This window comes from Pseudoclavibacter sp. AY1H1, assembly GCF_002931055.1.
Taxonomy (GTDB): domain Bacteria; phylum Actinomycetota; class Actinomycetes; order Actinomycetales; family Microbacteriaceae; genus Pseudoclavibacter.
The window spans coordinates 33,228-54,405 of sequence record NZ_PSXX01000018.1 but is presented as its reverse complement, the minus strand read 5'-3'; the positions used below and the strand labels follow the sequence as shown (position 1 = coordinate 54,405).

General features: G+C 66.5%; 19 protein-coding genes and 1 tRNA gene. 10 read left to right on the top strand and 10 right to left on the bottom strand.

The features are described 5' to 3' along the window. Window positions 1–122: 122 nt before the first annotated feature. The gene (radA, locus tag C5E05_RS18990; RefSeq protein WP_104242905.1) at window positions 123–1,451 is read right to left on the bottom strand and encodes a DNA repair protein RadA; all 1,329 of its coding nucleotides are present in this window, start codon (window positions 1,449–1,451) and stop codon (window positions 123–125) included. Window positions 1,452–1,572: 121 nt separating this feature from the next. Between radA and C5E05_RS18985 the strand changes: the two genes are divergently transcribed. The 4 genes from C5E05_RS18985 to C5E05_RS18970 all read left to right on the top strand — a co-directional run bounded on the left by C5E05_RS18985 (window position 1,573) and on the right by C5E05_RS18970 (window position 4,232). Further along, on the top strand, window positions 1,573–2,529 hold the full coding sequence (locus tag C5E05_RS18985; protein ID WP_181059748.1) for a diacylglycerol kinase family protein: 957 nt from the start codon (window positions 1,573–1,575) through the stop codon (window positions 2,527–2,529). A 152-nt stretch (window positions 2,530–2,681) separates the two neighbouring features. Next, entirely contained in the window at window positions 2,682–3,140 is a 459-nt protein-coding gene (locus C5E05_RS18980; RefSeq protein ID WP_104342802.1) for a hypothetical protein, read from the top strand. A gap of 85 nt (window positions 3,141–3,225) precedes the next feature. Next, window positions 3,226–3,315 (top strand) — tRNA-Ser (locus C5E05_RS18975). Between the two features lie 365 nt (window positions 3,316–3,680). Beyond that, window positions 3,681–4,232 (top strand): type IIL restriction-modification enzyme MmeI, encoded by a 552-nt coding sequence (locus C5E05_RS18970; protein WP_308471593.1) that lies wholly within the window; start codon window positions 3,681–3,683, stop codon window positions 4,230–4,232. A 166-nt stretch (window positions 4,233–4,398) separates the two neighbouring features. Here the strand turns inward: C5E05_RS18970 and C5E05_RS18965 are convergent, their stop codons facing one another. Beyond that, window positions 4,399–5,514, bottom strand: a complete 1,116-nt coding sequence (locus C5E05_RS18965; protein ID WP_146081186.1) for a hypothetical protein — start codon at window positions 5,512–5,514, stop codon at window positions 4,399–4,401. Between the two features lie 397 nt (window positions 5,515–5,911). Here C5E05_RS18965 and C5E05_RS18960 point away from each other — a divergent pair, with 397 nt between their 5' ends. Together C5E05_RS18960 and C5E05_RS18955 are read left to right on the top strand one after the other, a co-directional pair. Continuing rightward, window positions 5,912–6,937 carry a helix-turn-helix domain-containing protein gene (locus C5E05_RS18960; RefSeq protein WP_104242894.1) on the top strand — a complete coding sequence of 342 codons (1,026 nt, stop codon included), beginning with the start codon at window positions 5,912–5,914 and terminating at the stop codon, window positions 6,935–6,937. Between the two features lie 348 nt (window positions 6,938–7,285). After that, window positions 7,286–7,915: a hypothetical protein gene (locus C5E05_RS18955; RefSeq protein ID WP_104342801.1), complete on the top strand. Its 630-nt coding sequence runs from the start codon at window positions 7,286–7,288 to the stop codon at window positions 7,913–7,915. Between the two features lie 119 nt (window positions 7,916–8,034). Here the strand turns inward: C5E05_RS18955 and C5E05_RS18950 are convergent, their stop codons facing one another. Continuing rightward, window positions 8,035–8,691: a hypothetical protein gene (locus tag C5E05_RS18950; protein ID WP_104242890.1), complete on the bottom strand. Its 657-nt coding sequence runs from the start codon at window positions 8,689–8,691 to the stop codon at window positions 8,035–8,037. A gap of 602 nt (window positions 8,692–9,293) precedes the next feature. Here C5E05_RS18950 and C5E05_RS18945 point away from each other — a divergent pair. Continuing rightward, window positions 9,294–10,223: a helix-turn-helix domain-containing protein gene (locus C5E05_RS18945; RefSeq protein WP_104242888.1), complete on the top strand. Its 930-nt coding sequence runs from the start codon at window positions 9,294–9,296 to the stop codon at window positions 10,221–10,223. Between the two features lie 159 nt (window positions 10,224–10,382). Here C5E05_RS18945 and C5E05_RS18940 read toward each other — a convergent pair whose 3' ends face one another. After that, a complete protein-coding gene (locus tag C5E05_RS18940; protein ID WP_104342800.1) occupies window positions 10,383–11,228 on the bottom strand; it encodes a hypothetical protein in 846 nt (281 codons plus the stop codon). Between the two features lie 494 nt (window positions 11,229–11,722). Here C5E05_RS18940 and C5E05_RS18935 point away from each other — a divergent pair, with 494 nt between their 5' ends. After that, entirely contained in the window at window positions 11,723–12,658 is a 936-nt protein-coding gene (locus tag C5E05_RS18935; protein ID WP_104342799.1) for a helix-turn-helix domain-containing protein, read from the top strand. Window positions 12,659–12,866: 208 nt separating this feature from the next. Here the strand turns inward: C5E05_RS18935 and C5E05_RS18930 are convergent, their stop codons facing one another. Both C5E05_RS18930 and C5E05_RS18915 read right to left on the bottom strand, forming a co-directional pair. Continuing rightward, on the bottom strand, window positions 12,867–13,226 hold the full coding sequence (locus C5E05_RS18930; protein WP_104242882.1) for a hypothetical protein: 360 nt from the start codon (window positions 13,224–13,226) through the stop codon (window positions 12,867–12,869). A gap of 1,192 nt (window positions 13,227–14,418) precedes the next feature. Continuing rightward, on the bottom strand, window positions 14,419–15,159 hold the full coding sequence (locus C5E05_RS18915; protein ID WP_104242878.1) for a FadR/GntR family transcriptional regulator: 741 nt from the start codon (window positions 15,157–15,159) through the stop codon (window positions 14,419–14,421). 245 nt (window positions 15,160–15,404) lie between these two features. Here C5E05_RS18915 and C5E05_RS18910 point away from each other — a divergent pair, with 245 nt between their 5' ends. After that, window positions 15,405–16,706 carry a dicarboxylate/amino acid:cation symporter gene (locus tag C5E05_RS18910; protein WP_104342798.1) on the top strand — a complete coding sequence of 434 codons (1,302 nt, stop codon included), beginning with the start codon at window positions 15,405–15,407 and terminating at the stop codon, window positions 16,704–16,706. On the opposite strand, the gene C5E05_RS18905 is transcribed toward C5E05_RS18910, so the two are convergent. The 3 genes from C5E05_RS18905 to C5E05_RS18895 form a co-directional block, all read right to left on the bottom strand. Beyond that, on the bottom strand, window positions 16,703–18,205 hold the full coding sequence (locus C5E05_RS18905) for an FAD-dependent oxidoreductase (protein ID WP_104342797.1): 1,503 nt from the start codon (window positions 18,203–18,205) through the stop codon (window positions 16,703–16,705). The genes C5E05_RS18910 and C5E05_RS18905 overlap by 4 nt on opposite strands. 91 nt (window positions 18,206–18,296) lie before the next feature. After that, entirely contained in the window at window positions 18,297–19,145 is an 849-nt protein-coding gene (locus C5E05_RS18900) for a CPBP family intramembrane glutamic endopeptidase (RefSeq protein ID WP_104342796.1), read from the bottom strand. Between the two features lie 140 nt (window positions 19,146–19,285). Beyond that, a complete protein-coding gene (locus tag C5E05_RS18895; RefSeq protein WP_258064926.1) occupies window positions 19,286–19,648 on the bottom strand; it encodes a hypothetical protein in 363 nt (120 codons plus the stop codon). Between the two features lie 113 nt (window positions 19,649–19,761). Between C5E05_RS18895 and C5E05_RS18890 the strand changes: the two genes are divergently transcribed. Beyond that, a complete protein-coding gene (locus tag C5E05_RS18890; RefSeq protein ID WP_104342795.1) occupies window positions 19,762–20,361 on the top strand; it encodes a helix-turn-helix domain-containing protein in 600 nt (199 codons plus the stop codon). Here the strand turns inward: C5E05_RS18890 and C5E05_RS18885 are convergent. Next, window positions 20,358–21,101, bottom strand: a complete 744-nt coding sequence (locus C5E05_RS18885) for a DUF1028 domain-containing protein (protein WP_104299619.1) — start codon at window positions 21,099–21,101, stop codon at window positions 20,358–20,360. The two genes, C5E05_RS18890 and C5E05_RS18885, sit on opposite strands and share 4 nt — an antisense overlap. Between the last annotated feature and the right edge of the window lie 77 nt (window positions 21,102–21,178).

Genomic DNA, 21,178 nt, shown 5'->3' with positions numbered 1-21,178 from the left:
CGCAGCACTGATTCGGCCAGCGGTCGATGAGCAGTAGGCCCGGAGCATCGCTCCGGGCCTACTCGCGTTTCTGGACTCCTCGAGCCTTCGGGTGGCTCGCGTTCCGAGTGAGAGGTCTGCGGTCAGTTGCCGAGCGCGGCCGTGAGGGCGCGGTCGATGCTGCCGATGGAAGGGTCGACGACGTGGGCGAGGCCCATGCGCTTGGCCTCGGCCGCTCGGAGGTTGGCGGATGCGACACGGCGGATCTCTCCGGCGAGGCTCACCTCGCCGAAGACGACGGTGCCGTCGCGCACGGGCCGGTTGCGGATGGAGGAGGCGATGGCGATGGCGATGGCGAGGTCGGCCGCGGGTTCTTGCAGCTTGACCCCGCCGACGGTCGACACGTAGACGTCGTACTCGGAGAGCTTGTGCTTGGTGCGTCGTTCGAGCACGGCGAGCAGCATGGCGACGCGGCTCGTGTCGACGCCGTTGGTGACGCGGCGAGGGTTCGGGGCGTTGGTCTTCTGCACGAGCGCCTGGATCTCGACGGGGAGGGCGCGTCGCCCCTCGAGCGCGACGGTCACGCACGTGCCGCTGACCGGCTCGGGGCGTTCGCTGAGGAAGAGTCCTGAGGGGTCTGGCACCTCCGTCATTCCCTCGCCGGTCATCTCGAAGCAGCCGACCTCGTCCGTGGGGCCGAAGCGGTTCTTGATGGTGCGCACGAAGCGAAGCGCCGTGTGGCGGTCGCCCTCGATGTGGGCGACGACGTCGACCAGGTGCTCGAGCAGTCGGGGCCCCGCGATCGTGCCGTCTTTCGTGACGTGGCCGACGATGATGACGGGCACGCCCCTGGTCTTCGCGACTCGGATGAGGGCGGATGCGACCTCGCGCACCTGGCTGGGCTGGCCGGCGAGCGAGTCGACGGTATCGCTCGCGACGGTCTGCACGGAGTCGACGATGATGAGGCCAGGGTCGAGGCGCTCGATCTGGCCGAGGACGGTCGAGAGGTCGGTCTCGCTCGCGAGGTACAGGGTGTCGTGGAGCGCGTTGGTGCGCTGGGCGCGCATCCGCACCTGGTTCACGGACTCCTCTGCCGATGCGTACAGCACGGTCGTGCCCTTCGCGGCGACGCGTGACGCGAGCTCGAGGAGGATCGTGGACTTGCCAACGCCGGGCTCGCCGCTCAGCAGGATGGCGGCGCCAGGCACCAGTCCACCGCCGAGCACGCGGTCGAACTCGCCGATGCCCGTCGGGCGGTGGGCGACGTTGTCGATAGGCGCCTCGGTGATCGGTCGTGCGGCGCGTGACTCGCTGATCGTGGCCGCCTGGATGCGGCCAGCGGTCTGCGATTCGAAGCGGTCGACGAGGGTGCCCCAGGCCTGGCACTCGGGGCATTGCCCGAACCACTTCAGCGACGCTGCGCCGCATTCGGTGCACTTGAACGCTGGTTGCTGCTTGGTCTTGGGAGGCATGTGCCAAGGCTAGGCGGCACCACCGACACTGGCGCGTCAGCGGGCCCGTGGCGGCGCGATTCCCGGGCGCTGAACTGCGGGGTGAGGTCGCGCGGGGACCGGGAGCGTGCAGAATGGGCTCGTGCGAGCGCAGAGAGTCCTGTACGTGGTGAACCCGGCGGCTGGGCTGGGCGCATCCGCGCACCTCGGCAGGCGCCTCGCCGGGGGAGCTGGCGCCGCCTCCTCGCCGGATCTCGAGGTCGTGCTCGTGGCGGCCGACTCGTTCGAGGAGCTGCGACGCCAGGCCGCGGCCGAGCTCGGTGGGGAGCGTCGCCCCGATGCGCTCATCGTGCAGGGCGGGGACGGCATGGTGTCGATGGGGGCCGGCCTCGTCGCGGGCACCGAGGTCCCTCTCGGGGTCGTGCCATCTGGCACAGGCAATGACTTCGCTCGAGCCGCCGGGATCGAACGCGGCGTGCCAGCAGTCGGCATCGAGCGGATGCTCACCGCGCTGCGCACCGGCACCGCGAGCACCCGGAGCGTCGACGCGATGCGACTGGTGCTCGACGGCGCCGAGCATGTGGCCATCAACTCGGTCAACGTCGGCTTCGACGCCGTCGTGAATCGGCGCGCCAACGAGCTGCGGCGTCTGCCGGGAACGGCCCGCTACATCGCCGCCCTGCTGGAGTCCGTGCGGCACTTCGAGCCGCTCGAGTTCGGTGTTCGGATCGATGGCGGCCCTGCCGAGTCGGTCACCGCCGAGATGCTCACGGTGCTGAACGGCTCGTCGATCGGCGGCGGCATCGCAGTCGCGCCGCACGCGGTCATCGACGACGGGCTCCTCGACCTGTTCGTCGTCGGCGGGCTCCCGAGGATCGGCCTGCTCACGCTCTTCCCACTCGCCATGGCCGGCCTGCACACGCGCCTCCCGGCCGTCACCTTCGAGCGCCTGACGGGCATCCGCGTGCTGGTGCCGAAGGGCGTGCTCGTCTACGCCGACGGCGAGGAGCTCCGCGGCCCGGGCCGGGCCGCCTGCACGCTTGATCTCCGCATCGACGCGGGAGCTGTGCGCCTGATCGAGACCGAAACGCGTCGGTAGACCGGTCGAGGCCGCATACGTTTTGTGACGTCGAAATGCAAGGGGTAACGCGAACCCTCTCGCGCGTGCGATTATCCACCTGGCCGAGCCGATTCCCCATCTGCCGACTCGTCCAGCCCCCTGCGTGCTTCCCCCTCTCGAACAGGATCCTCGTGTCTGCTGACAGCACTTCCCGTCGTACCCTTCTGGCCGGCGCAGCCTGGTCCGTCCCGGCCGTGGCCATCACGGTCGCCGCGCCCATCGCCGTGGCCTCGACGCCCGTTCCTCTCGCGAACACCTGGTACACGGGTGGGTCGACGAGCGTCGTGAGCGGGAACGTCGCCCGGTTCACGCTCACGGGCGATGACGGAGACGGCAACGACTCCGTACTCCCCGACAACTCCAAGGTGGTCATCACGCCGGATGCCGGCGTCACGATCGTGAACACGGCCATCACGGGCGGTGTCCTCACGGACAACGGAGATGGCAGCTTCACCGCCACCGTCGACTCCGGCGTCACCACACTGGTCGCGAACTTCCGGGTCACCGGACCGTCAGGGGCCAACGTCTCCTACGTGTCGACGGTGGCGCTGCCGCCCTTCACCGAGACGTTCCAGATCCCGATCGTCTAAGAGTCCGCTCCGGCTGGCCTCTCGAGAACACGCCTGGGCGGCTCGATTTGCGGCGCACCCCTGGTCTCGGTATAAGATTCCTCACGGTGACGTGTCCGAGCGGCCGAAGGTGCAACACTCGAAATGTTGTGTAGGGGCGACTCTACCGTGGGTTCAAATCCCACCGTCACCGCCATCTGAAAGGCCCTGACTTCCCTGCATCGCAGTGGAGTCGGGGCCTTTCGCTTTGTCGCGAACGGTCGTCCGACAAGAATCTGGCAAGACCTATGTGAGCTCGGTTGGGAGGCGCAGGGGCCGCAAGGAGCTTTGGTTGTGCCTCGTCGGTTTGACGAGAGTAGTGCCGTGATGGCTGTCGAGCGCCGGCGCAGTCTGCGCATGTGCCGCAGGCTTGGCAGTCACTCGCCCAGTCCTCGTTGTGACGTCAGGTCGCCGCGAGGGGGCGGTACAGTGCCGCAGATCAAGACATGCCCCAGTGGGTGTTGATGGTTGCTCGCGAGAGCTGGTGTGCCTCAGAGATGAGGAGAGGAGCGAGTCGCCCCGTTGGCTGGCCGGGAAAGCTACGATCGTGAGTTCATGTTCGATCTGCTGCTCGCCTACGGAAGGTCGCAAAGTAGCGTCACGAGGCTTCGCAACGGGTCGCTCAACGTGGCTGTCGATTCGGCTCAGGAGGTTGCGCAGAAGAGCATCGTGTACTTCAAAAAAACCGGCAACGACCCATTGACTCTCATTGAGGATCTCAAGGCCACACCCGCCGTCGTGCGCTTCAGTACTCGCTTCGTCATCGTTACCGACTACGCCGATCTGATCGCGCATGACACGAAGACGAAGGAGACGATCGGCTTCCCGATCCGAGAGATCGACCAGCACTTCACCTTCTTCCTGCCGTGGGCCGGCATGGAGAAGGCCCAGTACGTCGCTGAGTCCCATGCCGTTCTACGATCACCGGCTCCGCGCGCGAACACCGCACGGCGGAGGGTGGCCGATCAAGCTCCTCGATCCGGACCAGCTCTGGGCGCACTACGCTGCGACACCCGACCCCCAAACAGCGGAGTTGGACATGCTCGACGCATTCACCTCCGGGCTACGCGCTGACGTGAGGGCTGCACTGATCGACAGTGCCCTCGCATTGCCGTACGCGAACCTCGGGCGCACGAAGCGCGAGCGAAAGCAGCACGGTATTCGCGGTGCCAAGGAAACTCGCCGCCGGCGCACACGCTGACCGCGCTCGCACGGAGCGAGCGCGCCTCGGGGGCTAGCTTCAGGGCATCTGTGCAACCGCTTCCCAAGCGCGTCGATACGTGAGCAGCATGGCGTGCTTGTTTCCGCCAAGAGTCTGATCGATCCACTCCTGGAACGAGACGTTCGGACCCCAGCCAGAATCGCCGTAGTCCTTGATGAACTCCGCGAACATCACGTTTGCAGCCTCCGTGCGATTCCGGTCGCGGGTTCTCGCCCAGTCGAGGATCGGTTGCAAGTCGACCTCTATCTCGAGCTGCTGCGTGCTGTACGCGTAGCTGATAACCCAATCCAACAGCGCCTTGTGGGCCAGAAAGTTCCGAACGGTCTCGGCGTGGTGGCTGAACGGATGCTCGCGTCGCGCCTTGTCATGGGTGCTCTGGATCTCCGCTCGAGCATCCTCATCGCAGTACGCGCGCAGCGCCTTGGCATGATCGCGCAGCATTGCCAACGAGGTGAACATCGCGAGCGTCGGGCCGTCAAGGTCCTGGCGCAGCTTGGCCCGAGCTCGAGACTGCGCCTCGGCGTCGTCGCCCAGGAGTGCACGACCGTGCGGGGTGTTGGCCGACCAGTCCTCGAGGGCACGGCTCAACGCGTCCGCGCTCGAAAGAAAGACGTTGAGCACTCGTTCGAACTGCACGAACTGCTCCTCCGCCGCGTCCCGTCGCGCTGATGCCCTCGTTCGCCGGACGCGCGATTGCTTCGCCGGCATTTGATTCATCGGCATGATCATTTGCCGGTAGCACTGTCGCGGGTCATCCGGCAGCCCGTATGGAAGTAGGGGCTCATCCTCAGTTCGGTCGGGTTTCCAGCCACGGTCGGTGTTCCATGCGAGTGTCAGGAGGGGTGCTATCGGCGGCCAGCCCACAGATCCCTTGCTCGCTTCCGCTGGTCGATCGCCCCAGGTGTTGTCGGCCACCTGCGCGGTGACATCTATGGACTTACCCGGCGGGACCATGCCGATGTGTGTCTTCGGGACGTGGCTCGGAGGGAAGCCCGAGAACGGGTCAACGCGCGCTTCGCCCAGAATGACGACATCGAACGCAGGCGCATCCCCAACGTTGACGAAGCGATAGCTCATGTCCTTCGTCCACACCGGGTCGGACCATCGGGGCGTCGGCTTCCTTGCGTCAGACATAGCGACACCTTATTGGGCCTGCTCCAGGGGTGTGAGTCTGTGGCTCGGTCTGTGACGCTCTTCAAGGGCGGCCCACTGCGCGGCACGACGTGGATCGTCGCCAGGACGTGCCAGGGGCGTCCCCTGAGCGGCGGATCCATTACCTGCGTCGCCGCCACCTCGTCAAGCGATCTCGGGGATTGTTGGACTGTGTATGTGGCGCTTGAGAAGAACTGTCACAAAATTGAGAAGGACTGGTCGAGTCATGCACGACCAGCCATTTTGCGCCACATCGGACGCACATGTGACGCAAAACAGACCCGCACGTGACGGATTCCGTGTCAGCGCTCGCATTCGGACCCGAAACATGCGTTTTCCGACACTTACGCTTGCCAGAACTTCTCACTGGAGGTGAAAGGTGCACGATGCGAGCCGTCTCGTCCCCCCGACAGGCACCGTCACGCGGGAGCTCATCCTGGACGGGGACGCGGCAATCCAGTGGATCGGGTCCCTCGGGTGGGAGGTTGCGCCGCTGAGTTCGCGCTTCCAGTTGGTCGCCGACCTCATCCGGACGGATACCTTCGCGATCGGAAGGATCTGGCACACTCCGGCTGCCTTCTCCTTCACTGCAACCAGCAGCGCACCGAACTCCATGTTCCACGCTGTGGTGGGTATCGAAGGGACGCAGACGGTGACGTCGGACGCAGCCCAGGTGCAGCTCAGCCCAGGTCAAATGCACGTGCAGTCGTTCAATGAGCCCCTGGGGATCACCGCGCACGAGCCAGCCGCTCGTCTGCTCTTCGTGTCGAAGTGGACGGACCTCCGCGACGCTGAGGGGCACGCACCCCTGCCGAAGTCGGGACTCTTCGGGTCCTCGAATGCCCACAAGGAGATCTTCACCAGTGCGGCGCACTCTGCGTTGAACTCTCTGACGGCCGTGGACGGAGCCGGGTTCCATCGCGTCCGAGCGGGGTTGGATCATCTCTTCGCCGGCGTGCTGGCGGATGATGTCCCGGCTCGCGCCACGCGAAGCCGTCGAGCTGGCTCCTCGGGAACAGGGCGCAGCAGTCCTGGGGTCACGACATCGTTGCTGCGGCGGGCGTCGCAGCGCATCGAAGCCTCCGCTAGCGACGTCACCTTCGACGCTGGCAGGCTCGCACGCGACCTCGGAGTCTCCACGGCGAGTCTGTATCGGGCTTACGAAGACACAAACCTGACGCCGGCCTCTCAGCTTCGACGGGTTCGAACTCGGCTCGCGCGAGACCTGTTGGAGGCACCGGGGGAGTTCGGTGACGTCGACACCCAAGATCTGAAGCGCATCGCTGCGGCTGCCGGTTTCGGCTCGGTGCGTGCCATGCGTCGCGCCCTCGATGGGCTCTCGGACAGCGAGAGCGAAGCCCAGTCGGACATCTCTGCAGGCGAGTCTGGCATCGCTCGGATCTGAGCGCTGACGCTCACATTCCCACTCGCTGAGAAAGACCGACCGGAAAGTCGGTCGTTATCAGAAAGCGAACCGCTCATGTGGTCAGTGCTTCTCAATCTGAGTGCTGATTCTTCTCCCAGATTGAAGCTCGATGACTGGTCGGATAGCTTGCAGGAGGGGTTGCGGTTTCATCAAAAGCAGACCTCGCGCTTGGTGGTAGCGAACTTGCGTTCGTGCCGAGATGCAATGCAGTAATGACCTGGGATCTCCGACCGATGGCAGTTTGCCAATAATCCCTCACGGTCTCGTTCAAGTGGACCGCCGTGGTCTATTCGCGACCTCGTTTCAGCGACAGAGAAAGAGCACACATTGACAAAGAACACCTCTGAGAACCACGGCGCGGCCGGGGACACGACGCGTCGTCGGGTCTTGCAGACGGCGGCCTGGACGGTGCCGGTGATCGCGATGACCACCGCAGCTCCAGCATTCGCGGCATCGCCGCCGCGAACGTTCGAGATCCAGTCCGGCTTCGGCGTGGGTTGGTATCCAGCGACGCAGGGGTCGTCGACCAACGGCGCGCTCCAGTACGACGCGAAGAGCCCGGGGCAGTATCTGCGGGTGGCAGGAACACAGCCCGGAGACGTGCTCTCGAACATCTACTACGAGGTGCTCATCTCCACCGGGTGGCCAGCCCCGACCTTCGCGCCGATCCCTGGCTCGAACACCGCGTGGTCGACACTCGCCAACACGGGCACGACGACCGTCGTCGGTGGCGTCACCTACCGCGTCTATCGCTCGAGCTACACCGGCACCGTGACCGCGACAGGGGCGACGACCAACATCCCGGTCGACTTCTTCTTCCGCTCACCAAGCCCGTACTACAGCGGTCAGACCGTGATCACGCGCCGCTACGTGACGGTCAACACCACCCCAGTCCAGGTATTCAGGAACCCAACCCCGATCAACAACACGAACACCACGACGTACCCCACGCCGTGACTCCTGGCGTCAACAGCCAGAGCGCTCGAGCAGATCCCGGACCAGTGAGACCAGAGAGGGGGCCAAGACTGCAGCAGTCTTGGCCCCCTTTCTCGGTTCCCGAGATGCCCGTTGCGAGGCTACGAGCGGCAGCCGGCCGCGGAGATACGGGGGAGTCCGATCCGGATGTCGTCGTTCGTACGGTTGGGGTTGTTGGTCACCCCTGGCACGAGGAAAGCGATCGCGAACGTCACGGCGGCGTTGCTGGGGGCCGTCCAGGTGAATGAGTGGGTCTGCAGGCCGCTGAGGTTGTTCGTCGGGCCGCCGGCGGTCGGCTTCGTGATGCCTGCCCACTGGGTTGTGCTGTTGATGCGCAGGTTCAGGGTCTGCGAGTCGGTCAGCGCGGTGTTCGTGCTCGTGACGAACGTGAAGGTGTAGGCCGTCCCGCTGACCGGGACGAACACCGTCGACCACTGCACGGTCGTGGTGCCGCCCTGCAGGTTCCTGTCCTGCACGGACAGGAACGAGTTCGCGTTGTTCTCGGGCAGCGCGAGGTATGTCCCACCAACTCGGTTGTTGTAGGTCGGATCGGAGTGCACTCGCAACTGACCGGTTGTGCTTGCCGTCCAGCTCGCCGCCGACGCAAACTGCGGGCACGGTGGGGACGCCGCTGCCATCGGGGCTGCGGCCGCGACGGCGATCACGGGGATGGACCAGGCAGCGCCGGCCACGATCGTGCGCCGCTTCATCGATCCTGGCGCGTCGGCCTGGCTCGAGCTGTCGAGAGAATCCGACATGAGTTTCCTTTCGTTGTTGAGCCCCGGCATTCCAACGGGAACTTCCTGCGGATACCGATCACGATGCACGCGAGGTGGCTCTATGAATTGCACGCCGAGAATCAGGCGTCAATCCGAACGGTATCTACTTCACGCGCTCCGCGTGCGCTCAGAGAAAGAACGGCGGAAGAAATGGTACGCGAGCATTCGCGACGGCTCCGCTCGAATTGCACGGGGGTTTGGAGAGGTGCGGGTGCGAGAAATCTCGCGCGATCCTTTTGCGGCGAATTGCGCTCATTTTGCGTCAATCGGGCCTTTGTGAAATGAGAGCAACAATTCGTGCGGCATTCTGACTACCGCCGGTCGGTGGTGTGCTCTGGGGAGCCGCGTCCGCGCGGGGATCTCGGGGGAGATCCGCGCACCACCCATCCGTGCTGGACTCCTGCGGGTCGACGGACCCCTTCGCTGGCCCGCGGGAGTCCCTCTCTCTGACGCAGCCGAGACTCAGGTCAGCTCGAGCCGCGCGTCGCGGCTGAGTCCTGTCGCCATCACTCCCGCGTGAATGCGGGACCAGTGTCACTGACACCGCTGGGACACATCGTTCGAATCGATCTGGAGGACCCATGGAGCGCGTCGCTCGTGCCCACTACAACGAAGCCACCGGCTGGAGTCCCTTTCCTGGATACCGGACGCAGCAGTTCAGAATCCGGGGCCCGCTGCCCCCTGGCGTCGACAAGGAGCTCAAGGCCGGCGTGGACCTGCGTGCGCCCGCGGGCACCGCGACGATCGAGGCCTCGCTGCTGCGCTTCGACCGGTACCTGGTCGTGCGTGGCGAGAGCTCGGCGATCGACCTTGTCTGGAAGCGAGAGCGCGCCTCAGCCCAGGAGCGAGCTCTGGTGCTGTTCCTGGAGCAAGGGTCGCTGGAGGTGGCTTCCGACCAGCGAAGGCTTCGGCTCGAGGCGTCGCAGATCGCGATCGTGCCACCGGGTGCCGGCCCCGTCGTCCTCCACGCCGACGAGAAGATCGCCGGCGTCATCTTCTCCTTCACAGCTGCAGAGCTCGCGCCGCTGCAGACCCGGTGGTACCACTCCGACGGAGGCGTGGTTCGCCAGGGCGTGCTCGCGCTTCTGGATGCAGTCGCGAAAACAACGCCGGTTTCGGACCCGCAAGCCGCGACCTCACTGCGGTCGTTGCTGCGCGCTGCAGCTCACTCGCTGCTGGTCGAATCCACGCATGTCGCCAACCTGCGAGACACCGACACGCTCGCTCTGGTCAGGCTCATCGTCGAGAACCGATTCCAAGTCCCGGGCTTCTCCGTCGACGGCATCGCCCGCGAAGCTGGCCTCACACGCAGAGTCCTCGAGCGCCGCCTCCAGGCAGGTGGCGCGAGCGCCGCCGCGATCCTCCGCGAGCGACGCGTCCAGAACGCCGAAGCCCTGATGCGAGAACAGCCGGGACTACCTGCTCGAGAGGTCGCGCTGCGAAGCGGATTCTCCTCGCCTGTGACCCTGCGGCGAGCGCTCGCTTCGCAGCGCACCAGCCTCGAGTCCTGACCGTTGCTCACCGCCCTGGCGGGATGCGGGGACAGTTGTTCTCAGATGTCGTGCCAGAAGCCCCACATGTACCAAGAGCCGCCCCGACGATGCGTCGGGGCGGCTCTTGCATTACGGCACGGGATACCCGGGGGAGGTGCTCAGCGCTGGAGCCAAGGCTTAGCAGGCGATCTGCGCGGTGAACCTGATCGAGCTGACGGCGATGAAATGCCATCCCTGGTAACCGTTGTACGACGTGTAGTCCATGGTGCTGCCGTTCGGGAACGAGTCGAAGCGGAACTCGTCCTGGTACTGCGCCTGCCCCATCGGGTTGGTGGGGAAGAGCCCGCCGCTTCTCCGGAACGGGTCGGCGAGCGTACCGGTTCCTGCGCCCTGATCGAGCGTCGGCTCCGAAACGATCGACGCAGGCGTGACGCTGAAACCAACTGCGTCCCAGTAAGACGCGCGCCAGATCTGCCCTACAACTGAGGTGATGTCGAAGACGTCGATCGCGACGTTCGTGGCGGAGATTGGCGCACCGGCTGCGTCGAAGAACTCGAAGGTCAACGTCTGGCTGTCCGTGCCCGGGCCGATGGGCGCGGTGGTGCCTTCCTTGCGCTGGTTCAGCACGATCGCGCCGGCCGGGCCGAACCCGGAGTAGGTGTAGTCGCCGCTGCCGTCTTCCGGATTGTCGCCGTTCCAGCCGGAGCCGTTCTGACTGAAGTTGTAGGACTGGCCATTCTGCGTGGTCGTCGTTCCGGGGGCGAGCGTTGACGTGATCCGCACGGTGTACGTGTCAGCTGTGTCGGGGCTCGTCGCGTTCAGCACCTTCACCGACCCAGTGTCCGAGTTCGTCACGAACGCAGCGTCAAAGACGGCTGTCGGGCAGGTTGAGGCTGCTGCGAGCGGCACGGCGGTGGCCACGGCCATCACGGGGATTGACCAGGCGGCTCCGGCGACGAGTGTGCGCCGCCCGACGATGGCCGGGGAGGTGCGTGGTGTCGGGTCTTGGGTGGGGTCTGACATCGGAGTCCTTTCGAGGACGAGAACGAGCGCCGCTTCGGGCGCACTCGCGTGGGATGAGGGAGGGGAGATCGATGCCCGTGCCAGCGCTTGGCGCTGCACGTCGAAATTTAGGTCCGCAATGAATCGTAGGAAGCCAGGAACATGCGAATGGGCTCTTGAGAAGAACTGGCGAGAAGGAAGCGCAGCGCGACTGGGAGAGGCCGTGAGAAGAACTGGTGAGAAGGAAGCGCAGCACGAGTGAATCAGCGAGTGAGAAGCGGACTGGACGCGATGATGCGCCTGACCAGGGAGGATGAGCGCAAGCCATCACGGGTGTTAGGCGCTGTCGATGACGACTCGGCGCGTACGCGCTTGGAACCAGGTCCGCGCTCGGCCGATATCTGTGCAACTCTTCGGCTGAGCACCCGCGAACATTGCCCGCCAAGCGGGGGCGCGAGCATGCTCAGGTGTTGAGCTGTCCCCGTGCGCGGGATTCGATTGTGCCAGGAGAGTCAATGGAGCAGAACGCGAACGTCAAGTACGACGAAGACCGAGGTTGGGGCTCGTTTCCGGGCTATCAGGCACACTCCTTCCGGCACAAAGGACCGCTGCCTCCTTCTATCGACTCGGTGCTCAGAGCGGGCGTTGACCTGTTCGCTCCGACCGGATCCGTCACAACGGAGGTGACGATCCTCCGCTTCGACCAGTACGTTGTCGCGCATTGGAGGTGCTCGCCTGTCGACTTCATTTGGAAGCGTGAGCGTTCCTGGTCCCACGGGCGGGGGTTGGCCGTCTTCCTCGAGCGTGGGTCGCTAGTGATCACCTCCGGAGACCGCAGCATCGAGCTTGAGGCGAAGCAGCTGGCGATCGTGCCGCCCGGCACCGAACGCGTCGTCATGCACGCGGATCGAGGGTTCGAAGTCACGCTCTTCTCGTTCGACGTGAGCGAAGTGGACTCCACGCACTTGAGCTGGCACCACTCCGCTGGCGGCATCGTACGGCAGAGCGTGCTCGGCCTTCTGGAAGCTGCCGCGAAGAGACCACAACCATCGAATCCGCAGTCATCGAGTTCTCTACGCGCCCTCCTCAGGACCGCAGCCACTGCCTTGGTCGTCGAGTCGAGAGACTCTTCCAACCAGGAAGACACAGACACATTCGCTCTCGTTCACCTGATCGTCGAGAACCGGTTCCATGACCCGAGCTTCTCCGTCGACGCAATCGCACGTGAAGCCGGTCTCTCTCGCAGGGCCCTCGAACGCCGACTGCGCGGTTCCGGGGCGACTCCTGGCCGAATGCTTCGTACCCGACGCGTGCAGAAGGCACTGGAGTTGAAGCGCGAGATGCCTGGTCTGCCCTTGAGCGAAGTCGCACTGCGCAGCGGTTTCGCAAGCCCCGTCACCATGAGGCGCGCCATCGCTGCCGAGACCGCCGACCAGGAGACCACGCCATGACAGGGCGCTGAAGCCAGCTGCCTCCCGCGCACGCGCGGTTATCACGAGGACCGTCAGCATGCATCAGATCTCGGCGTCGATGCCAGTCCTGACTCGTCCCGTCGAGAGAACGGCACTCACAAGGATCGTGACGACCAGAGAGAGGGCCAGGAGACAAACAGCGCCGAGCAACCGCAGCCCTCGGTTGGTCTTGCGGACGCACTTCCCTTCACGACGCCATCCACCCGCCCTGTGGGAGCTCATCCCATCGCGCAGTCAGATAGTTGTAGCGCCGAGATCGGTAAGCGACACCATCGACGACGACGCGCATCTCACCCAACCCCCGGACCGGCAAGATCGGGCTCTCGTCCGGATAGCACGGCGGGACTCTCGACCACAGGAGCCATGACGCAGCATCTCGAGGTGCTGTCACGAGCGGCATCCACGTGACCTCGCGGGTCAGCTCTTGGTCATGCATGCCGCGATACCGCACCTCGGCGCATCGCAGGGTGAGTGCCTCGAGGGCCTCGGTGGAGGGAACCAGTTCGGCAACGCTGATCTCGCCGCCTGGGTCGTGTGCTTCGAACATACGTGCAGTGTTGGAGGTATCACCGACATTCCAAGGTGACTCGGCCGTCCGTAGGGCGATGCTCCCATCCGGGTGCAGGCGAGTTCAGCAAATGCACACTCGGCTCACTTTGTGAGCTCCGGGATGCGCTTCAGATGCTCCTTGGTCAGCGCAAACGCAGAGGGCTGCACCAATAGGCTGAGCCGCATGAGGTCGTTCTGGATGCTCTCTTCAGGATGGCTCGGCTTGCTCCCAATCGACGTTAGGCCGCCACGTGACGATGCAGCGAATCTCGCACCGGGCAGGAGTGCTCACTGGCCTTCTCGCGCTGACCGTGGCATTCGTCGGGTGCACGACGGAAACCGTGGTGGATTGGCCGCCCGCTCCGGCAGAGACAGCCTCGAGTACGCCGATCGCTGGGCCGGCGGTCACTCTCGAGCAACTCCTCACCGCCGACGTGCCGAGTCTCTGCGGCCACGAGCCTGACACCCTTGTCGACGGGGTGCTCCCGGGGCTCGAACGTACCCAGCATTTCTCGATGAGGCCATAGGGCAGGCAACCGAGGGTAAGACCGGCGACGCGATCCTCTGGGCCGCCGGTATGGGCGGTTACCTGCGTCCTGGCAACGCTGTGTCCGGCTGGTTCACCAGCGCGGTCAAGCGCATCCGGGCCGAGGACGAGACGGCAGCTGCCGCAGCGAAGGAGGCGAAGAGGCCTGAGCCGTTGATCATGCCAAGGGTGACACCTCACGATCTCCGCCACGCGGCGGCATCACTTGCGATCAGCGCAGGAGCGAACGTGAAGGCGGTGCAGCGCATGCGTGGGGCACGCCAGCGCGGCAATGGCACTCGACCGCTATGCCGACCTGTTTGAGGACGACTTGAACGACGTCGCGGAGGCCTTGGACCGGCAGCGTGCCGAAAGCCTCATCCGACAAGAATCTGACAAAGGTTGAGTTGTTGGCAGGTGTTTCGCACTGCGAATAGCTGTGCGCAGATGTGCCTAATTTGCTGGCAAGTCGGCATCCGAGCCGCCCGCCATTGGGATGCGATAGGGGTTCACATCCCACCGTCACCGCCACTCGAAAGGCCCTGACTTCCCTGCAATCGCAGTGAAGCCGGGGCCTTTCTGCTGTTCAGGGCAGCGTCGCCTCGGCTGGCTCAGCTCTTCGACGGCCTGAGATTGGTTGGACCAACACGGTCCTCGAGGCCCCCTACCGCTGCGGGTGTGTGCTGTGGGCATCCTCGCTCCGAGCCTGCTCGATCACGTCCCGGATCTCCGAGAGGTGGATGCGCATGGCGTACTCGGCCGCTTCCGAGTCGCGAGCGGAGAGGGCGGCGAAGATGCGCGAGTGGCCCTCGTGGGAGACCCTGCGTCCTTCCCCCTCGAGGTGCGAGAGCACGCGTGCCTCGACGGTCCAGGACGCCGTGAGCTCGCCGAGCGTCGCGAGCAGGGGGTTCGCTGTGGCCTGGGCGATGGCCGTGTGGAAGGCGATGTCCAGTCTGGCGGAGAGGTCGGCATCGGTCTCGTCGGCCGAGTGCGCGAGCAGCTCTCCGAGCGTCGTCAGCTGCTCCCGGTCGATGCGCTCGGCCGCGAGCCGCGCGATGCGCGGTTCCACGAGGGCTCGGAACTCCGCCGAATGGTCGTAGTCCGCCTGCACCGCCTGGAGCCTGCCGGCAAGCGTGGCGGTGAGGGGGATGGCACGGCTGACGCGATTGGCGCTCCCGTGGCGGCGCTCGAGGAGGCCCAGGCCCTCGAGTCGCGTCAGGGCTTCCCTGAGTGCGTTGCGCGAGACGCCGAGCTCGAGCGCCAGAGTGCGCTCCGGGGGCAGGGGGGCTCCTGGCTCGAGGTCGCCCCCGACGATGAGGCGTTCCAGGTGGAGCACGATGTCGTCCGCGATGAGAGCCCGCGTGCGCGGAAGCGGACCGAGGGTTCGGTCGGTCGTGTCAGTCACGGGGCCACCTGTTCTCGCGTGAGCGGTGTGGCGACCGTCACCACATCCTCAGTGTGGCACGCACTGGAGGCCCATTTGCGGCGGGAGATGCCCGCTCCTGTAAAGAGCGTGTTACGGCCTGAGGCGCCACGTGAACAGCATGTAACGGTCCTACCAATTCGCTGAGATGCGGCTTCTGACGGCCCTAGCTTGGGTCGCATCGACGCAGCTCTGCGCCGCTCACCGTCAGTCGCCCGGAGGACACCGTGAAGAGAACTCTGAAGAATCCCGCCCTCCAGATCGGGTCCGCTGCCATCCTCGGCATCGTGTTCGGTCTGCTCGTGGGCGAGTGGGCGGCGAACCTCAAGTTCGTCGGCGACCTCTTCATCCGTCTCATACAGATGGCCATCGTGCCGCTCGTCATGACCTCGGTCATCGTCGCGACCGGAGCCATGAGCGGCTCGGGCATGGGGCGGATGGCCGCCCGCACCTTCACGTGGATGATCGGCTTCTCCGTCGTCGCCGCGATCCTCGCCTGGTGCATCAGCGCCGCGGTCCAGCCCGGAGCCGGCATCGACTTCTCCGCTGCGGTCGACCCAGCGCTGCAGGAGTCAGTGGCCGAGGCGACGGGCTGGCAGGAGACGGTCGTGAACTTCGTCTCCACGAACATCTTCGCGGCCATGTCGACGGCCACGATGGTGCCGATCATCATCTTCTCGCTGCTGTTCGGCGTCGCGCTCAACGCCTTCATCGCCAAGACCGGCAACCGCCTCGTGCTGGACTTCTTCGACCAGATCCAGCAGATCGTCCTCACGATGATCCGCTTCGTCATGATCATCGCGCCGATCGGCGTCTTCTGCCTCCTCGCGAACCTCGCGGGCACCGTCGGGTTCGCCGTCGTGACGAGCGGACTCAAGTACCTGGGCTCGACACTCATCGGGGTGCTCATCCTGCTCGTGCTCTTCGTGGTCGTCGTGTGGCTGCGAACGGGGCTCAACCCCGCGCGTCTTCCCGCCAAGCTCAGCGACCAGACGATGATCGCCATCACGACGACCAGCTCGGCCGTCACCTACCCGACGGTGCTGAAGACGGCGATCGAGAAGGTCGGCGTCAGCCAGCCCGTCGCCAACTTCACGCTCTCCGTCGGCCTGACGATGGGGTCGTACGGCGCCGTGCTCAACTACATGATCGTCGTCATGTTCCTCGCGCAGTCGGGCGGCATCACCCTCGACTTCGGCACGATCGTGCTCGGCATGGCCCTCGCCATCCTGCTGAACATGGGCACCATCACCGTGCCGGGCGGCTTCCCCGTCGTCGCCATGTTCCTGGCCACCTCGCTCGGCCTCCCGTTCGAGGCGGTCGGCCTCCTCATCGCCGTCGACTGGTTCGCGGGCATCTTCCGCACGTTCCTCAACGTGAACGGCGACACGTTCGTCGCCATGCTCGTCGCCAACGCCACCAACGAGATCGACCGGGACGTCTACGACGACAAGAAGCAGGTCACCACGGACGCTCTGGAGCTCGATGAGCTCAGGGGGAAGTTCGAGAAGGCTGACGCCGTCGACTAGGGAACACGGGGCAGGCCCGTCGTGGCGGGCCCCTCGATCCGGGTCCCGTCCGCCTCGAAGCGTGAAGCGTGCAGGGGGCAGTCCCACGAGCAGGACTCGTCGTTCCACACGACGACACCTCCCAGGTGCGGGCACACTGCCGAGACGGTGCGTGTCGTTCCGCCGAGGGTGCTCGTCGCGACCGGATGCACTCCGTCCCGACCGACGCGTCCCTCGCCCTCCGCGGGTGCCGCGTCGTCGGCGTGGCTCAGCGCTTTGCCCCATTCGCTCGTGAGTCTGGCCGCGGTGTGTGCGCCGCGCTCAGCGAGCCCCAGGGCGCCCTTCGCGCTGGGGGCACGATCGAAGAGGGTCTTCATCCACTCGGCCCGCCCGCCGAGGATGCGTGCAGCGAGGTCGTGGGCGGCCGCGACGCCGTTGGTCATGCCCCACTTCGCGAACCCGGTCATGGCGAGGATGCGGTCGTCGCGCGGGTCGATGGGGCCGGACAGCGGCGTCGCGTCGACGTTCGTGTAGTCCTGGGCAGCCCAACGGTGGGTCTCGTTGAGGCCGGGGAAGCGCTCGTGCGCCTCGGTGATGAGGGCGTCGACGAGCGCTCGGGACGAGACGGCGGCCCCGACCTGGTGTCCGGCCCCACCGACGAGCAGGTAGTCGTCGTCGCCGCGACGGAACTGTCGGTACGAGTGGCCGCCCGAGTCCATCGACAGGTACATGCCCGTCGGCACCTCGCGTTCCGATCTGAACGACACGAGGTGCGAGCGGTGGGCGGTGAGGCGCGCGAAGTGCAGGCCGCGGTCGAGCGCGGGGAAGCCGGTGGCGAGGATGAGGTGCGACGCGGAGAACGAGACGAGGTCGGCGTTCGGTGCCTTCGTCGCCTGCACCTCGACGTGCGCCTTGTGCTGGGACGCGGCGGTGATGGTCAGCCCCTCCACGACCTTCGCGCCTGCCCGGCGAGCCCTGGCGACCAGCGCGATCGACAGCTCGTACGGGTCGAGCTGCCCGTTGCCGGGGACCGCGAAGAAGTTTTCGACCGTGAAGGGCAGCCCGTGGTGTCCGCCGGTCTCGACGCGCAGCCCGAGCTCCTCGGCGACCGCACGCTCCTCGTCCACCTTTCTCGCCCCGGACCTCGTCGTGGCGAAGTTCACGGCCGGCCTCGTCTGCCAGCCCACACCCTCCTCGGCGCAGAACGCTGCCGCCCAGTCGAGTCCGAGCCTGTTCGCCTCGACGTAGGCCGCCGCGATCTCGTGGCCGCGCTGCGCTCGAACGCTGGAGAGCTGCGATCCCTGCAGCAGCGAGAACTTCGCGGTGGTGTTGCCCGTCGCGAGCGCTGCGATGGTGCGCGCCTCGACGAGGGTGACCTTCAGCCCGGCCTCGCTGAGGAGGACCGCCGCGGTCAGTCCCGCGATGCCAGCACCCGCGACGATGACGTCGCTTCTGCTCGGCAACTCGTCGGAGGGGTCCGTGATGGGGCGAGCGGTGGTGTCGTGCCAGATCGAGGTCATGTGGGCTCCCGGTGTGATCCGGTTGAGCGTCGCAGGTGCCCCTGGAGTTTCCAGACCCCTTGACTTCAGCTCGCGACGAGGGTGCGCGCCGTCAGTCGCGTGGCGCGCCTTCAGGCAGTCCCGGAACCGCGGGCGGAGTGACTCGTCCGCGGATGAAGATGATCGCCACGAGGCCGAAGAGGATGACCGGGATGTTCCCGAATCCGGCGAACGTCGCCAGGGGCCCGTCTCCCGGGTGCGTGGTCAGCAGGAAGATGCTCGGGTCGGTGCTCGCGTGCAGGAGGATCGGCCAGATGAGGTGACCCGTGACCCGCAGCGTGAGGTACATGCAGATGCCGAACGCGAACGTGTAGATGACCTGGATGCCCGTTGCCAAGAGGCTCTGCCCGCCGAGCAGGTTCCCCGAGTGCAGTCCCGCGAACAGTGCGGCCGAGACGAGCGCGGTCGCGAACTCCGAGTGGCCGGCCTTGCGCATGAGATTCACGACGTAGCCGCGTGTCAGCACCTCCTCGGCGAAGCCGATGCAGAGGCCGGCGACCAGCCAGGCCGCGACGACATCGAGCCCGGCCGCCGCGTAGTCGAGCGACGCGAAGCGGAGCACGTTGAAGACGAGGACGACGGCGACGCCGATCCACATCCACCCCCTGCCGTTGATCGGCTGCCGCGCGAACAGCTCGCGCAGCCAGCCGAGTGAGAGCGCGAAGGCGACGAGCAGCGCACCGCCGAACGCGATCGGCAGGATGTAGTCGAAGAGCAGCGCGGAGGCGGAACCGGGTGCCGGGTCGCCCCTGAAGGGCACGAAGAGGAAGCCCCCGAGCTGGTAGAGCGCGTAGTACACGACGACGAGCAGCGTCGCCTTCCACCAGCCGCCGCGCTCCCAGAAGCGCTTCCAGGGGGAGATCGACGTCGACGTTGAGGGGTCTTCGCTTCGGCCGCTCATGGGCGCGCTCCAAGTCGTCGGGGATCAGGGGAGTCGGGGCGGGGCCGCCTCTGGGTGTTGCTCGGCCCGTCACGAGATCCTAGCCAGTCGGTGGGTCCGCGATGGAGGCGAGGGGACTGCGCGCCCGCACCGTGCGAGGCTCACCAGCCGTGTGTGTTCATCCACTCTCGACGCCGGTCGGCCTCCTCGCGGGACTCATCGCCGCGCCACGAGTCGTGTGCTGACAGTTCACCGTCGTCGAGCGTGACGAACGCGAAGCAGGCACTGCACAGGGCTCGGCCGTGGGGGTAGCCGTCCGGGAGCTTCGGCGCCGGAACCGCGGGCGACCCGCTCGCCGGGCAGCGGGGCGCGTCCGCGTCGATGTCGCCCCAGAGGATGCTCGACCCCGTCCGGTTGTGGAGGCCGGCGTGGCCCGCGCGACGCGTGCAGATCTCGCCGCTGCGGCGGCTGAGGCAGAGCATCCGGGCGGCACCTGGCAGTTGGGCGATGGGGCGGTTGCTCATGATGCTCCGATGAGGTTCAGCTGCGTGCCGTCGAGATGCCTCGAGGGGAGATTGGGAACCGCACGATCACGCATGCACCCAGCCTAGGCAAGCTGCGTCGGTAGACTCGCGGCATGGCAGACCCGCGAGGATCCGAGGACGAAGAGCAGTTCGCGGTCACCTCGCTCGGGCTCGCGGTCCGTGCCGGCCGCAAGCGCCTCGACCTCTCCGTGCACGCGCTCGCGAAGCAGGCGGGGGTGAGCCTCGGGCTCATCAGCCAGCTCGAGCGCGGCATCGGCAATCCGTCGCTCGGCTCGATCCAGCGACTGGCGACCGCGCTCGGCGTGCCCATCACGCAGCTCCTGGAACCGCCGGCACCCGACTTCGCCGTCGTCACCCACGACCGACGGCTGCGATTGCCGACTCCCACCGATGTCCCGGAGGACGAGCGCGCGGTCCGTGAGCTGCTGACGCCCCGCAGCGAGTCGACGCTGCAGCTCATCCGGTCCGTGCTGCCGCCGCGCTTCACGAACGCGGGCCGCCCGTTCCGGCATATCGGAACGGAGAGCGTCACCGTGCTCTCGGGTCGCCTCATGGTGGTGCACGGCGAGGAGCGGGTTGTCCTCGAGGCGGGGGACACCGCGACCTACGCCTGCTCGACCGCCCACTGGTGGTCGAACGAGCACGAGGGCGAGACGGTCGTGATCGGAGCCGTGAGCCCCTTCGAGCGCTAGGCCTGCGTCGAGCCCTCGCCCCTGCGGGAGCTCTCCGGCTCGGCGTCGACGGACGAGCTCGAGACCAGCGCCTCGTGGAGGTCGTGGATGCGCAGCTCGAGCAGGCGGTCGAGCTCGTCGACCGGGTGGGTGTGGTCGTCGACGCGCAGGTCGACCGCGAGCTCCGGCGGGTGGATGCGACGTTCCTGACTGGTGGCGACGAGGATCGCCGCGCTCTGCCGGCCTCGCGCGTCCCCGCCCGCGCTCTGGCCGGCGTGCAGCGCGACGAGCAGTCGTCTCGCGAACACGGCGATCGCGGTCGTCTGCTCGAGCTCGGGGGACCCGGGTTCCGGGGCGCTGCGCTCGAAGGAGTCGGCGATGGCGTCGAGCACTTCTGGCCCGGTGAGCAGGTTGCCGACGGTCACGTAGCCTGCGCCGTGGCGCTGCCCCGTCCAGGGGCTCGTGAGGTCGCCCACCCACGCGCCCGTGCGTCCGCTCAGGTCGAGTGCCGCCGTCTGTCGGTATTGGGGAGCCTCGTCCCATTCGGCGATGCGGCCGACGACGGCGTCGGGCGATTCGCCGGCCGCCAGGGCGTCGAGCATGCGGCCGCGCAGGGCTCTGTTGGTCCACGCCTGGCTGGCGACGACCCCCACGGTCGGATCGATGGCGAGCACGGCGTTGCCCACCGCGAGGGATCGGCTTGCGGTCACGGCGCCGAGGAGGCCCGCCGTGCGATCGCGTGCCAGCAGTGTGAAGGTCATGCTCGTCCTCGTCTCAGCAGCGCGCCTCGAGGGGGAACCCCGGGCACTGGAATCGTTTGTGACGATCCTGTTTCGGC